Below are 13,987 nucleotides of genomic sequence, written 5' to 3'. Positions count from 1 at the left end.
ACATGAACTACATACGATATAAGCCAAACCGCGATTCGTTACCGATAGCGTTTCGGAGTTAGACTAATCCATCACTTATGCATTCGCGAGGGACATTATTGCTTCCAGTGACGGCATGGAAGGGATTGCGCCTTTACCGGTCGCAGCTAGCGCGCCCATTGCGTTGGCGAATGCGAGCATCGATTCCAACTGCTCTGCCGTCCACTCGGTTTGTGCAGCTCCACCCTCGTTAAGAAGGGTATACAGAATACCTCCCAAGAAGGCATCACCAGCACCCGTTGTATCCTGTACTTCAACTTTATAGCCTCCATGTGAAGCTGTTGCTTCGCCTGCTCGACAATAGCTCCCATCAGGTCCAAGTGTAACAAACAGCAGTCGCAGTGATGGGAATTGCTCTGCCAGATGCTTCGTTCCCGCATCAAGGTCGCTCGTTCCTGTTAAGAACAAAAGCTCCTCCTCCGAAAGCTTCACTACATCTGCATACTGAAGCCCTTCTATGATACGTTCTTTCGCGATTTGTTCATTTTCCCAAAGCGACATACGCAGGTTGGGATCATAAGAGATGAGCAGCCCTTGGCTTCTCGCATAAGCAGCAGTACTAAGCGTTGCTGTCCGAGACGGCTCATGCGTCATCGAGATTGAGCCATAATGGAAGATCTTTGCGGAATCAATCAGCTCGCGGTTTACATCTTCCTCACGCAGCATATGGTCGGCACCGGGTTGACGGTAGAATGAGAAGGAACGGTCACCGCTTGCATCCAAATGGACAAAAGCAAGTGTCGTTTTTGCCTCTGACGTAAGCTTAAGCCCTTCCGTCCCAATACCTCCTTGCTCCAGCACATCTTTCAAATAATGGCCGAATGCATCTTCGCCTACCGCTCCAATAAAAGCGGTGCTGCGATCAAGCTTAGCCAAGGCAGCCAGCACATTCGCTGGTGCTCCGCCTGGATTGCGCTCAAACAACGGCTGTCCCTGATCCGATACACCATGCGGCGTGAAATCAATCAGCAGCTCACCAAGTGCAATAACATCCAATAATTTAACGATTTCAGCATTAGTATTTGTTACCAAATCGAACTCAACTCCCAAACATTTAACTTTTCAATCTTCGCCGCACCGCCCCGAGCGAAGAAGGAGATACCCACATCATCTGGTCTCGGATAAATCCGATTTGTGATCGCGATACGACCTTCCCCTGCAAATAGCTCAATGGAGGAACGATCAAGGAACAGCCTAAGCTGCAAGCGTCCGTCTTCCACCATTTCCAGCGGTGCTGCGCTAATTCCGCCATCGCCTTCTCCGCCAAGATTGCGGTCCATATATACCTTTTGCTCACTTATGGAATAGATGATTTCCGTATAAGCTGTCCCATCCTCTGAGCTGCGAACACGAATGCCAACCTCTGTCGCAACAGTGCCAGCCAAATCAAAAACGATATCCATTTCAATTGAATCTCCATGAACGCCATCTATCATTACGAGATTATCATCTGCTAGAGCTACATCAGCAGCAGTAACATGTTGTCTACGCAGCGCGGCGAGTTCCGGCACCGGATTGCTTAGCACTGAACCATCTGCTGCCAGCGTCAACTCGCGCGGAAGCGTCATTCCGCCAAGCCAGCCATGTGCCTGCTCCGGCATCGTTGCCCCCCATATGTTCATCCAAGCAATCATAATTCTTCTGCCTAGAGCATCTATAAGTGTCTGCGGCGCGTAGAAATCGAAGCCGTAGTCGATTTGCCCAACATGTTGCTTCTCAAAGCGGCAGCTATCGTAATCGAAAGTACCTGACAAATACAAGTTTTTGATAGGCGCAATATTCATTGGGGAGATAATCAGTGTATGCTGATTTCCTTCTCCAAGCGGGAATAGGTCTGGGCATTCCCACATATCCCCCATCGTACCATCGCTCTGGGCCGCCGCACCTTGATATTCCCAGCTCAGCAGATCACTCGACGTGTAGATGATTCCTTTGCCAAGTCCGTCTTTACCATAACCTACAACCATATACCATTTGTCTTCATGCTTCCACACCTTCGGATCACGGAAGCCAACCCGCTGCGCATCTGGTGAATCGCCGATTACCGGATTAGCTTCGTACTTATGGAACGTCACACCGTCCGTGCTAGTCGCCAGAGATTGAACTTCTTCTGGTATTTTACCATCAACATGTCCAGTATAAATGAGCGTTAATACCCCGTTGTTATCCACGGCGCTTCCTGACCAACACCCTTGTCCGCCATGCTCCCCTTTGTCGTAATCCTCAGATGGTGCAAGCGCAACCGGCAAATGCTCCCAGTGAACTAAATCCTTACTTCTAGCATGTCCCCAATGCATTGGCCCTTGTTTCGCTTGATAAGGATCATGTTGATAAAATAGATGATAATGTCCGTCAAAATAAATCATACCGTTCGGGTCGTTCATCCAGCCTGCGGGCGGCATCATGTGATAATGAAGCCGGTACGTACTATCCATCGTTTTCACATTCACTTTCAGCGCTTCATCAGCCTTTGCGATAAAAGCCTGATGAACATCATGCTTGCTTGTCGTATTCCCCAACCCGCTCACCTATCCTCGCTCGTCATTTTTATCATGCCAAATCAATTCTCATCTAATCATTGCTTATCTCTTGAAACAGAGCTGCTCCTCCGCTCGTAAAAAAAGCTCGAGTCCGTTGCTGTCAGGTGACGGGTATAACTATGTAGTAAATACCGATGCATCCTTATCTAAGAACCATTTTACAATAGATTCATCGGCAAAAGCATTCCGTTTTATCTAGATAACCCCTAGCCGTTCAGAGTCATCTTTTTACATAAATCAACATCATCTACCTCAGTCTCAGCTAAATAAAGTGCTGCCTTACTATACCTTTCCCTTCATCAACTTCCACTTCTGCATAGGCACCATTTATGAAAGTAATTTGTGGCGGCACATGCCCGCAATCGATGTCATAAACAATCGGAATTCCAAGCTCCTCAGAGAGCTCATTATACACATCTTCAATGGTATAACCATTCACAGGCTGATTCGCAGGGCTTCGTCCAAATAAGATGCAAGGGCTTTGTTCGAACCATCCAGCTAGCTTCATTTGGACCAATGATCTGCGTACATCTACTGTTGATAGCTCACAATTTTCGAGGTGCCACAATATAGGCTCCCCATCGATAAATTGCTTCCGAAAAGCAGCCACATCACCATACGGTGTGCCAACTAAATGTCTGATCACGTCAATGCAGCCTCCAAGTAAACGTCCTTTGGCTTTCACCTGTTGTTTAGAGGTAGATTTCCAATAGGTAGGGTCGTTCAAATGAAACACATAGGGTGTAGGGTTATCGTGCTGCCATTCTTTTTGATAATTATTAGACGAATACTGAACAACTGATTCTCCCGCCTTGGTAGACAATACGGTTTGCCACATGGCAGTCGTCTCATCCGAATATTCGCCTCTTAAATCAAATAAATTAGCACCATGCGCAGTCGCTATCCCTGTCTTTAACGTAATCGCTAATAACAACACACTTATATCTGAATAGCCCATTATCCATTTATCATTTAAGTGGTTGAAATCGATATACTCAAGCATCTCAATCAACAGCTCGCCTCCCCATGGAGGAATGATGATATCGATGTGATCACTGTTCATCATTTCATTAAACTCATTCGCTCGTTTTTTGGCAGACGATGATTTGGCTTTATTTTGCGACCAAACCGTCTCCCCACAAATGATCGAATATCCTTTCATCTCCATACGATTGCATGCCAGCTTAAACGCATCATGCATATGAGCAGATACACCATACGATGGTGCTGTTACGCCTATTGCGGCTCCTTCTTCAAACCTCGGATACTTAATCATCATAGCCCCCCTGAACTAGTAATTCACAAGCATCAGAATAACATACATCCAACTACAGAATGATCAAGTCCATTTGATCTGCCGCAAAGTAATTTCAGCCTTTTCCAATTGTCTCGTAGCAAACTCCAAATCACCATGACCTCTGAGAGCAAAATCTAGATTGCCTAAGGTAGACATCAGTATGCGTGCAGCAACTGCAAATCCAAATGCTTTTTGATCAGAAATCAGATCAGATTGATTCAACATGTATTGGAAGACGGGCTCATCTGTTCCACTGAACAATACAAGATTAGCGACATAAGAGGCGAAATCCCAGTAGGCGGGCATTAAGGATACATCCTCAAAATCCATCCAGAGCCAGCCCTCTGGACTCGGTATCAAATTTCCTGCATGGGCATCTCCATGACTTGGTTGTAACAAGTCTGGTTCCTCCCGCATCTGCTCATCCAATTTCTGAAACATCTGCAATAAAGCTTTTATTCGCTCATCTGGGTTTTGTCTTAATCTATGTGCTGACTGACGAGTGCGCTCCCATACCCCTAATATAGGAAGCTCATCTTTGAATTCCTTCATTGCTATGGAAAGTTTGTTTATCAGCGTAACAGCTTCGCTTGGGTGTAGAGGTTGTAATGCTGTAGGAGGAACATAAGTCCACAGCGTCAGCCATGTACCTGCCGCGTTATGAGGTCCTGCATCAACAAGGTTAGTTGGCAGCAGCACGGGGACATCTTTGGAATGGAGATAACGTGCTACCCGAAGTTCTCGATCAAGTATTTTGCGTGCAAACTCTTCATCTGCTTCGGAGAGGACAATCGCTATTCGTGCCACAATAGGGTAAGGAGCCAAGTGAATAATTAGATTCCCACCCTCACTAAGCACATGAGGTGTAATATTCGTTAAACCCCATTCATTGACCATAGATAATAATGGAGAAATAAGATCGTTTTTATTAGGCAATACAGCAGCTCCTTAACAGTGATATATTCATTTTAGCTTCGCTGCTGTATCGTTTAAAGGTAAAAAACGTTTAATAGTCAACTCTAGGCAGATGTAGTCCCTCCATATTCCTACTAAGTCTGAAATGTTGGATTTAATGGATATTAGAAAACTCTACTCCTCTCCTACGCTGCAGAAACTACAATAGAAACCTAACATGGCACTCGGGCAGCGGAGCTACATTGTAAAAATGCAATTGAATCTCTCGAAAATAGATCATATTAGCTGAAAAAGGGGTTTTCTATTGCATTAACTACAACGTAGCTGCACTCGCCATCTTCTAATCCGAGTTCCATTGCAGGAAGTGCAATGTAGCAGGTGAATTTTACTGATTCTATCAGCCTCTCAATATTTCCGTTTTATTTTCTAGCTGATCCCTAAATAGTTGTCTTTTCACACTGCTAATGCCTTCAATATCAATATCTTCTAATTTCGTAAAAACTAACTGCAATGATTCATCGTTACTATTTTTGTACAACAAACTCTTCCCGCCATCAGCCAATTTGCCAACCAAATCAGCCACAACGTTAAAAATAATCATGCGATTAGAAAGTAACGGATAGAGTCAGGCTCATATTGGTTCATTATGTCTGGAACCCAAACCGCCCAATTATTACTCGTCGAAAACTTTTCCCTTCCAGCATCACACCTTCAACAATCACCATTTCCCAATACTTTCGTAAATGTCACTCGATCAAAGCCGCTCATAAAAAAATCCTTTTCATTGTTGCTTACTTCAAAGCCTATCCGTTGATAGAAAGTTAGCGAATCTTTATTTTCTGAATGTCCTAACGTATAAAGTATGATTTTATTCTCATTCAACTCGTTAATTTTGCTGCAAATTGTAGAGATTATAGCCTTTCCTACACCTTCACGTTGAAATTCCTTTTTCACGACTACGCCTACTATTTCATATAAGCCTACTTCTTCATTGAATAGGTATCCTGCGTGACCCATAATCTGATCAGAATCGTTAAAGGTAACATAGTATTGACTTTTACCCGCTGGAGTTTTCACAAATCCCTCCCACCGAGTAGTATATCGTTCAATAACGAAATCTGGGAATTGCAGCGGATGCTCCATAAATATACGGATTACTTCTTGTTGATCCTTGTTTTCAAAGAGCCGAATATTCATATTTTTCGCTCCTCCTCCTTAAAGCTTCTGCTGTTCCACAAATTCATCCTTCGTTAGTCCAAATAAAATCAAATCTTTATACTGCCCGTCTGTGTATATTACTTTTCGTCGTACACCTTCTTGCACACAGCCAAGTTTTTTCATCATTTGGGCAGAACCTTCGTTTCCTTCAAGCACATAGTCATTGAATTTGTTAAGGCGCCGTTCAAAAAAAGCATACTTTAATAGGATGGTCATAGCTCTTGTTCCATACCCTTTGCCACGGTGGTCTCTATCAATCTGTATACCAATACTGAACGTACCGTTTTTCTCATCGATGCTGTTCAGATTAACGCCGCCAACATTTTCAGCGTTCCTATTTTCAATCGTAAACATAATTCGTCGATTATCAGTAGAAAAACCAACATACGTTTCTACGAAATTTGTCGCTTCACCAATCGTTGGCGGCAATTCAACCGTACATTCTAACAGACGCCGCGCTGGGGTATCGAATCGATTGATGTAATGACCTTCCCAATCTTCTGCCTGAATGGCTCGCAATCTAATCTCCTCATCCTGCCAAAAATATTGACTATAATCTATTTCTCGCATGTTATCCTCCAAGAACAAATAGTATTTAAGCGCTATTATACATAAATGCGATACAGAATAGGCAGTATTTTATATTTATAATCAAACAATACAGTGCACGTAAAACAGACCCTTACTATATGTGAATAAATACTTCTCATGTCATATCACTGTAATTAAAAAAAGGCCGCCTCAACAAGCAAGCAGCCACATAAACGTGAATATGGTTCCGTTCCAACATTAATTACATACTTAGGTCGAGGCTTACATTCCTAGTCAATTATAATGCGCTATTTATTGTGTTTCCTCTATGCTTTGCTTCTCCTTAATTAACCATACCGAAATATATTGCAGCACTGCCATAGCAAACAGCACGACCGGCATCCATATGGATTGTAAATCCTTGGCAAGTATAATGAGCAAGCAAATAGAGAGCACTCTACCCGTGTTAAGGAACAACTCCCGCATGACAACGGATTCAACTCGCAGCTGACCTTTGAGCGGCAGCGTGCCGATTAAGCGATAGTAGTAGGAAGTCAACGTATTAACAGCTAGCGGATTACATATCGAGAACAAAATCATAAACAAGGCAACCGACCAAAACTCAACTTGAATGAGCAGCAGCGAGGAACCGATGGCAACGCCTGTCGTAGAAAGCAGTACATATTTGCGAACTTGTTCTTTCTGCGCTTTCCTCGAAATGACATAACCAGTGGCAACAGTCAGAGATGAGAAGAAGACTCCTAAGTAGCCTACCCAATCCTCACGGCCAACCGTCTGATACAACATAATATTGGGAAGAAAGAGCATAATCCCTTGAAACAGACCAAGCACGAAGAAACTATATAATGCCTTAAGCCAGCGGCGGTTCTTGTTCATCACGATTCCCATGAACTTCAAATAATAAGCCTTATGATGCGACTTAATCATTGGAATTCGGAAGCTCACAATGGCAGCAATGAGGAACATAATAAATGCCAGCGTAAAAATGAAAATATAACCTTCAAGTCCTTCGTTACGCTGAATAATAAATCCAGCAAGCGCGGGGCCGGCAAGCCCAGACGCATTAAATGCAATCATGTTGATAGCAAGAAACCGTATGCGGTTTGCTTCTGTTGAGACATCATATTGAATGACTAAGTAGCCCGTCCAGTACAATCCCGCGGCTACCCCATTGAAAATGGCAAACCATATGTAATATTGAGCGACATGCTCTTGTGCGATGACAACCATCAAATAAAAAATAGCAATCATAACGATTCCTAGCCGATAGGTTACCATACGATCACGACGCTTAGCGATCCAGCCTCCCAGAGCGAAAGCAGGAGGAGTCACTAAAAAAACGATAATATTATAAATTCCGTTCACCGTTAAATCTTGTGTCAGCCGCCATAAGTATAGATTTAGGAACAAGCCTGACATCGACGCACCAAATTGAAAGCAGCAATGAATGATTAGTGCTGTAATCGCTTCCTTGCTAAGCCTGCTCTCAGGCGGAAGCGGCGTACCTTTCAACCAATTCATTTTCCCCCAAAATTTCGACCCCGTCCGCATAGGTTGCATCCCCCGTTGTTCATCATCTGAATAACGATTTTCTATTTATTCTATCACAAGCCAAACCGTTCCCTTGATGCAAGAAAGTGGTCTTGCCTTCAAAATAGCCGCTATCCTCTCATAAACAGCGGTGTAGGAAATCTATCCTTTGTTTTTGTCCTTAGTTCGCCTGATTATGGTAGTATACATGACTTGTAAACAAACAAAAGAGCAGCTTGCCTGTGTGCAAACTGCCATAACCTATCATTACCTAAACGAAATTAAAGGGAATCACTCGTTTTTATCGAATGATATGGGATAGAGAATCTATTTTATTATTAGAAAAAGTGGTGAATCAACTATGAATGCTCATACCTATACTATAATTGATTTTGAAACGAGCGGACTGGATCCGAAGAAGGATCGTGTCATCGAGATGGCTGCAATCCGCTGCGTTAACGGTGAAATAGCGAGTGAATTCAGCACGCTCGTTCGTTACGATGGCAAGTTGTCTGCCAAAATAACAGAACTGACCGGCATCACCGATGAGATGACAGCTTACGGCATGGATGAGGACACTGCATTCCGTATTTTAAATCGGATGCTTGGCGACAACATCCTGATCGCTCACAACGCTGCATTCGACCTTGGTTTCCTGCACCATTCCTTGCTTCGGATCGCCGGCAGATCCTTTTCGAACAGCTTTATTGATACGCTGACGATTAGCCGAGCAAGGCATGTCTATCCGCATACACTGAAGGACATGTCGGATCGCTACGGCATTCCTTTAATTGGCGGTCATCGAGCGCTTAATGACGTCATAGCTTGCTGGGAAATTTTCCGCAAGATGGACGATGAGCAGTCGGTTGAAGGTTACTTGAACACGTTAGGCTATCTCAAGAAATTCGGACCGCCTGCTTGGACTCCCCCTGGGACAAAGCTAGAAGCGATGGAGCTGAAATACGCTCCGCGCTAAACCCGTTCTTTCCCTTTATCCGATTCACCTGCATTTTTGTTCGCAGCTTCTCGGTCCTGCTGCATCTCCTCCACTGTCTTCACTTTCAAACGTGCTGCTCCCTTGTAATCACGTGTAGAAAGCAGCGGGCCTTCCGTTTGGCGCTTCTTGGCTGCGGCAATTGCATCAGTGTACTGCGGCAGCCACTGCTCCTGCGCCACAAGCATCTCATCAACCATTTGCCAAATTTCATTCGGATTGCATACAGCTCCAACAAGCGGGTCCATCATAAACGCCTGCTTTAGCAAGTTAATATCACCGTGTATAGCCGCCTCAACAGCAAGACGCTGTACGGAGATGCTTACATTACATACCGCTGCGGCACCCAGCGGCAGCTCGCCGACAGTTGGCATTGAGATGCCATTGCGATCCACATAGCCCGGTGCTTCAATAATCGCATCATTAGGCAGGTTGGCAATGACCCCTTTATTTTCCACGTTAAAATAGCCTCGATAAACTCGTCCTGTTTCCAATCCCTCGATGATGTAAGATCCATGCTCGTGGCTGCGCAGCTCGGTCTTAAACTCATTCGCAGCGTCCTTCATCCAGTTAGGAAAATCAGTCTCGAACCAATTGCGTCCTTCTGTGCAAACACGCAGATAGCCGCCGGTTTCACCGTTTATCCATGAGCTCATATCGATCCAATCATTAATCTCCTCTGGGCGCTTGCGGTACCAAGGCACATATTCGCTCAAATGACCATTTGATTCTGTGCTGTAATAACCGAATCGGCGCAGCATATCGATACGCACCTTCTCCGTGCGGCTGAAATCTGGATGTTTCTCGAACGCTTCCAGCAGCTTGCCGGTTAAGTCTTCGCCGTTATGCTTGATTTGGATATACCAAGTTTGATGGTTGATACCCGCACAAATAATATCAACTTCCTCCGTCTTAAGTCCAAACGCCTCAGCAATTTGAGAGTGTCCGCCCTGCACGCCATGACACAAACCAATCGTCTGTACACCGCCATATTTATTGCATGCCCAGGTCATCATCGCCATTGGATTCGCATAATTAAGCAGCATAACATCCTGTGCCGACACCTCGCGGATGTCACGGCAAATATTTAACATTTCAGCGATGCCTCGTTGACCGTACATAATCCCCCCAGCGCTCAGTGTATCTCCAACACACTGGTCAACGCCATATTTGAGCGGGATATCCACATCGGTTGCAAATGCCTCAAGACCCCCAACACGAATTGTACAAATTACGTACTTCGCATCCTTTAAAGCCTCACGTCGATCGGTTGTGGATTGAATCGTAATCGACAAGCCGTTCTCATAGATATCACGCTGACAAAGAGCTGTTACCATTTCAAGATTATGAGCATTAATATCCGTAAACGCGATTTCAATGTTCTGAAATTCACGTACAGCAAGCAAGTCACGCAGCAATCCGCGAGTAAATCCGATCGATCCCGCACCTATAAATGTTATTTTAAAAGCAGACATGCCAATCAGCCTCCAATTATCGTCTTCATAGAGTTGTTTAATCTTCTCTATATGTTAACAACGATCATGCGAAAGCGTTATCAATATTGTGACCAACTATGTTTCCTAGTGTCAGAAATCGTCACTTTTATCATTCATTATTTTGCCAGCGATAGTCCAAAATCTGTGTATCGACCGAATGCCGATAAGCAATTGGTGTCTGATTCGTATATTTTTTGAACATCGCATGAAAGTATTGCCTGCTCCCAACTCCCACATAATCACAAATATCGGCGATTGCGATATCCGTCTCGCGGAGCAGCATTTTCGCCTTTTCCATCCTTAGCTCCGTTAAGTAGCTTGTTAACGTTTGGTCAAGCTGAGCACGGAATACACGATGCAGATAACCTGGATGCAGGTTGACAGCCGCTGCAATATCCTTCACCTGAATTTCTCTATCATAGTTATGATGCATATATTCGATCGCTTGCTTAACATAACGTTCAATGGGATCAGCACCTTTTGTGCCTGACTCCTCATGCAGTCTAGCTATCGCTAGGATCAGCTGTGCAAACAACAGCTCCGCCTTCATATTGATGCTCTTGCAACGGCTGTCTAGCTCAAGCACGAGGCTTTTGAGCACCTGATAGACTTCACTTGGATCACGCAAAAACAAATAAGAGGACGGCTCTGTGATCAATCTGGCCACAAATTCATCCTCAAAAGCAAGCTGCCGTAAAGAAGGAACCGCCGCTTGGCGCTCCCGAAAATCAAATTCAACATTAAGCATACGACAAGGCCCGCGTTCGTCAACGGTAAGCCGATGTGGGATATTCGCATCCAGAATGATAAAGTCACCCTTCTTCAGCGTCATTTCAAAGGCTTCATCTGTTTCAGTTGCTTCAACCTCAATGCCGCAGGCTCCAGATATAACATACATAATTTCAATGGCATCATGCGAATGGAAAGCCATCGCGTAATCGGACCACTGCTTAAAATAATAAGCAAACACATGCGGATAGAAATCTCCGTTCAGCCACTCTCTTTTAAACAGCGTTCCACTCACGTGAAGCTTCCCCCCTTGCTTAGCAAAAATTATCGTTACGCGGATGCAAGCTTAGCTACTGCACGCAGCGCCGTTTCGATCTCGCGCTCAACTGCTTTCGCTACAACATCAGTATGCGGATCGTACTCGCCCGCCAAATCAGAATCTGCGTATCCGTCTAGCGCCAATATCGCTCCTGCCCGCGCTCCGCGAAGTGATGCGATGACGAACAATGCCGCAATCTCCATCTCCACAGCAATGACGCCCGCTTGCTTATATTGTCGATGAGGAATTTCTACAACACCTGAGAAAAAGACATCAAGCGTTACTGTAATCCCTTTATTTACGATACCTTCGCTCTCAAGCGCAGAAGCGTACAACGCTTCTGTAACCGCGCTGTCTGCAACAGCTGGGAAACCAGCTGGTACTAGCTGATGTGTAAGACCTTCCGCACGAACTGCCGCTGTGCTCACGACTAGGCTTCCAGCAGGATGATCCGCTGAATAGGAACCCGCCGTGCCCACGCGAATAAGTGTCTTCACTCCACCGCGGATAAGCTCCTCAAAGCATACAGCCGCTCCTGGCGAGCCAACGCCATGGCTTACTACTGCAAGCTTCACGCCTGCATATTCACCTACGAATGTGCGATACTCGCGCGCGAACGCAAGCTCTTTTACATCGGTCAGCTTCTGTGAAATCATTTCCGCACGACGCGGATCACCGCATACGATAGCGTAAGCCGGCAAATCTTCTGGATTAACTTGTAGTATAGGTAGCATCTGTTTAATCAAACTCCTTCTTCAACCATTCATCCTCAGGCATCGAGTTTTCTTCGCTGCTGAACCGTTGCTCTTTAAATGGATCCGCATAGTTATGGAAGCCGTTACGCTCCCAGAATCCTTCACGGTCTTCTTTCATAAATTCAATACCTGTAATCCACTTCGCGCTCTTCCAAAAATACAAATGAGGAACGACCAGACGCATGGGCCAGCCATGCTTATCCGTCAAAGGTTCACCGTCAAAGCGATGGGCAAGCAATACATTATCATGCATCAAATCCTCAAGCGGCAAATTCGTATCATAGTCCTCGTCCGCATGAATCATTACATATTTCGCATCTGACTTAACACCGAGCAGAGGCAGAAGGTCCTTGAACTTTATGCCCTCCCATTCCGTATCCAGCTTTGACCAGCGTGTCACACAGTGGATGTCGCATAAGGTTTTCGTTTGGGGCAAGGCAAGCAGCTCCTCGAAGCTGAACGTACGCTCCTCCTCCACCTCACCGAATACCCGAAGCGACCAGCTGTTTATATCATAGACAGGCACATCGCCCTCATGCAAAATCGGAAACCGTTCCGTCATCGTTTGGCCTGGCGGAATACGGTGGGCAAGCTCAGGGGCAAGCACTGTCTGCTTGATCCCTGACACTTTTTTTAGACGTTCAGCTTTTTTATGCATTTTGTTACCTCCATATTTACTCTAGCGGGAGCTCTCATTCGACTTGCGCGCTTCCTGCATATAACCTTTATCTTTAAAGAACAACATAGCGGCAATCGTGACGATATACGGCAGCATCATTGTAAAATGAGTCGGTAAAGCAAAGCCTTGAAGTCTGATGCTGAGAGCATCCATAAATCCGAACAACATACTTGAACCTAAGACACCAACAGGGTTCGATTGGCCAAGCATCGTAGCAACGAGGGCGATGAACCCTCTTCCAGACGTCATTCCCTCTGTAAACATCGTCACATTTCCAAGCGACAGCTGTGCTCCAGCTAGTCCGCAGAGGACACCGCACATCAGTACTGCGCCATATTGAATACGAGTCACTTTGATGCCAAGGCTTCTCGCTGCTGTTGGGTTCTCCCCCGCTGCAAGCAAGCGGAATCCTGTAACTGTCTTAAACAAAAACAGCTGCAGCACAATCACAAGAATGATAGATAAATAAACGAGCGGTGAATGACCAGATATAACTTCACCTATCCATGGTATATCCTTTATTACTGGGATATCCCATTTCGGCAGCCCAATCATGTCTTTGTTGTAATATGCACCTTTTACATTAAAGATCGCACGCAGCGAGAAGGTCGTTAGTCCAAGCGCGAGAAAGTTCAGCGCAATCCCGACAACGATAACATTCGCTTTCAGCTGAATACTCATGAAACCAAACAATATCGAAAATAAAAGCGAACATAAAACCGCGAACAGTACTGCAGCGAATACATTTCCTGTGAAGTGGTTGCCCACGATCGCTGAGAAAGCGCCTATCAACACTAAGCCTTCAAGACCAACGTTGAACAAGCCTACTCGCGCGCATAATGCACCGCCGAGCGCCGCAAGCAGAATTGGCGTGACCATACGGAGCGTTGATGAATACAGCGAGACATCTAATAAAAAATCCAT

13 protein-coding genes and 1 pseudogene are annotated in these 13,987 nt (G+C 45.1%); 1 reads left to right on the top strand and 13 read right to left on the bottom strand.

Annotated features, from left to right (window positions below):
- Positions 1–75 precede the first annotated feature (75 nt).
- From AC0YN6_RS10760 to AC0YN6_RS10725, 8 genes and pseudogenes are all read right to left on the bottom strand, one after another.
- Positions 76–1,071 (bottom strand): PfkB family carbohydrate kinase, encoded by a 996-nt coding sequence (locus AC0YN6_RS10760; protein WP_475746776.1) that lies wholly within the window; start codon positions 1,069–1,071, stop codon positions 76–78.
- Positions 1,065–2,567 carry a glycoside hydrolase family 32 protein gene (locus AC0YN6_RS10755; RefSeq protein WP_475746775.1) on the bottom strand — a complete coding sequence of 501 codons (1,503 nt, stop codon included), beginning with the start codon at positions 2,565–2,567 and terminating at the stop codon, positions 1,065–1,067. Before AC0YN6_RS10755 ends, AC0YN6_RS10760 begins: the two co-directional genes overlap by 7 nt.
- Positions 2,568–2,841: 274 nt before the next feature.
- On the bottom strand, positions 2,842–3,855 hold the full coding sequence (locus AC0YN6_RS10750) for a S66 family peptidase (RefSeq protein ID WP_475746866.1): 1,014 nt from the start codon (positions 3,853–3,855) through the stop codon (positions 2,842–2,844).
- 63 nt (positions 3,856–3,918) lie between these two features.
- Complete coding sequence (locus AC0YN6_RS10745) at positions 3,919–4,812, bottom strand: phosphotransferase (RefSeq protein WP_475746774.1); 894 nt, start codon at positions 4,810–4,812, stop codon at positions 3,919–3,921.
- Positions 4,813–5,397: 585 nt separating this feature from the next.
- Positions 5,398–5,487: pseudogene (locus AC0YN6_RS10740) on the bottom strand (class I tRNA ligase family protein); the annotation flags it as partial.
- 15 nt (positions 5,488–5,502) lie between these two features.
- Positions 5,503–5,988, bottom strand: coding sequence for a GNAT family N-acetyltransferase (locus AC0YN6_RS10735; RefSeq protein WP_475746773.1), 486 nt, complete (start codon positions 5,986–5,988; stop codon positions 5,503–5,505).
- An 18-nt stretch (positions 5,989–6,006) separates the two neighbouring features.
- A complete protein-coding gene (locus tag AC0YN6_RS10730; RefSeq protein WP_475746772.1) occupies positions 6,007–6,579 on the bottom strand; it encodes a GNAT family N-acetyltransferase in 573 nt (190 codons plus the stop codon).
- Positions 6,580–6,852: 273 nt separating this feature from the next.
- The gene (locus AC0YN6_RS10725; protein ID WP_475746771.1) at positions 6,853–8,112 is read right to left on the bottom strand and encodes an MFS transporter; all 1,260 of its coding nucleotides are present in this window, start codon (positions 8,110–8,112) and stop codon (positions 6,853–6,855) included.
- A 340-nt stretch (positions 8,113–8,452) separates the two neighbouring features.
- Between AC0YN6_RS10725 and AC0YN6_RS10720 the strand changes: the two genes are divergently transcribed.
- Positions 8,453–9,067, top strand: a complete 615-nt coding sequence (locus AC0YN6_RS10720; protein ID WP_475746770.1) for a 3'-5' exonuclease — start codon at positions 8,453–8,455, stop codon at positions 9,065–9,067.
- Here AC0YN6_RS10720 and melA read toward each other — a convergent pair.
- The 5 genes from melA to AC0YN6_RS10695 all read right to left on the bottom strand — a co-directional run bounded on the left by melA (position 9,064) and on the right by AC0YN6_RS10695 (position 13,987).
- Positions 9,064–10,560 (bottom strand): alpha-galactosidase, encoded by a 1,497-nt coding sequence (gene melA / locus AC0YN6_RS10715; RefSeq protein WP_475746769.1) that lies wholly within the window; start codon positions 10,558–10,560, stop codon positions 9,064–9,066. The two genes, AC0YN6_RS10720 and melA, sit on opposite strands and share 4 nt — an antisense overlap.
- A 130-nt stretch (positions 10,561–10,690) precedes the next feature.
- Positions 10,691–11,605: an AraC family transcriptional regulator gene (locus tag AC0YN6_RS10710; protein ID WP_475746768.1), complete on the bottom strand. Its 915-nt coding sequence runs from the start codon at positions 11,603–11,605 to the stop codon at positions 10,691–10,693.
- 35 nt (positions 11,606–11,640) lie between these two features.
- Complete coding sequence (locus tag AC0YN6_RS10705) at positions 11,641–12,363, bottom strand: nucleoside phosphorylase (RefSeq protein ID WP_475746767.1); 723 nt, start codon at positions 12,361–12,363, stop codon at positions 11,641–11,643.
- Positions 12,364–12,367: 4 nt separating this feature from the next.
- Positions 12,368–13,042, bottom strand: a complete 675-nt coding sequence (locus AC0YN6_RS10700) for a sulfite oxidase-like oxidoreductase (protein WP_475746766.1) — start codon at positions 13,040–13,042, stop codon at positions 12,368–12,370.
- A 21-nt stretch (positions 13,043–13,063) separates the two neighbouring features.
- The gene (locus AC0YN6_RS10695) at positions 13,064–13,987 is read right to left on the bottom strand and encodes an ABC transporter permease (protein WP_475746765.1); all 924 of its coding nucleotides are present in this window, start codon (positions 13,985–13,987) and stop codon (positions 13,064–13,066) included.

The sequence above is a fragment of the Paenibacillus sp. J22P15 genome (genome assembly GCF_056269345.1).
Note: the sequence above shows the minus strand (reverse complement) of the source record. Positions and strands in the feature narration are given on the sequence as shown.

Coding starts and splice junctions, on each gene's coding strand:
- AC0YN6_RS10750 (WP_475746866.1), bottom strand. CDS start 3,855: ATGATTAAGTATCCGAGGTTTGAAGAAGGAGCCGCAATAGGCGTAACA.
- AC0YN6_RS10735 (WP_475746773.1), bottom strand. CDS start 5,988: ATGAATATTCGGCTCTTTGAAAACAAGGATCAACAAGAAGTAATCCGT.
- AC0YN6_RS10730 (WP_475746772.1), bottom strand. CDS start 6,579: ATGCGAGAAATAGATTATAGTCAATATTTTTGGCAGGATGAGGAGATT.
- AC0YN6_RS10725 (WP_475746771.1), bottom strand. CDS start 8,112: ATGCGGACGGGGTCGAAATTTTGGGGGAAAATGAATTGGTTGAAAGGT.
- AC0YN6_RS10720 (WP_475746770.1), top strand. CDS start 8,453: ATGAATGCTCATACCTATACTATAATTGATTTTGAAACGAGCGGACTG.
- melA (WP_475746769.1), bottom strand. CDS start 10,560: ATGTCTGCTTTTAAAATAACATTTATAGGTGCGGGATCGATCGGATTT.
- AC0YN6_RS10705 (WP_475746767.1), bottom strand. CDS start 12,363: ATGCTACCTATACTACAAGTTAATCCAGAAGATTTGCCGGCTTACGCT.
- AC0YN6_RS10700 (WP_475746766.1), bottom strand. CDS start 13,042: ATGCATAAAAAAGCTGAACGTCTAAAAAAAGTGTCAGGGATCAAGCAG.
- AC0YN6_RS10695 (WP_475746765.1), bottom strand. CDS start 13,987: ATGGATTTTTTATTAGATGTCTCGCTGTATTCATCAACGCTCCGTATG.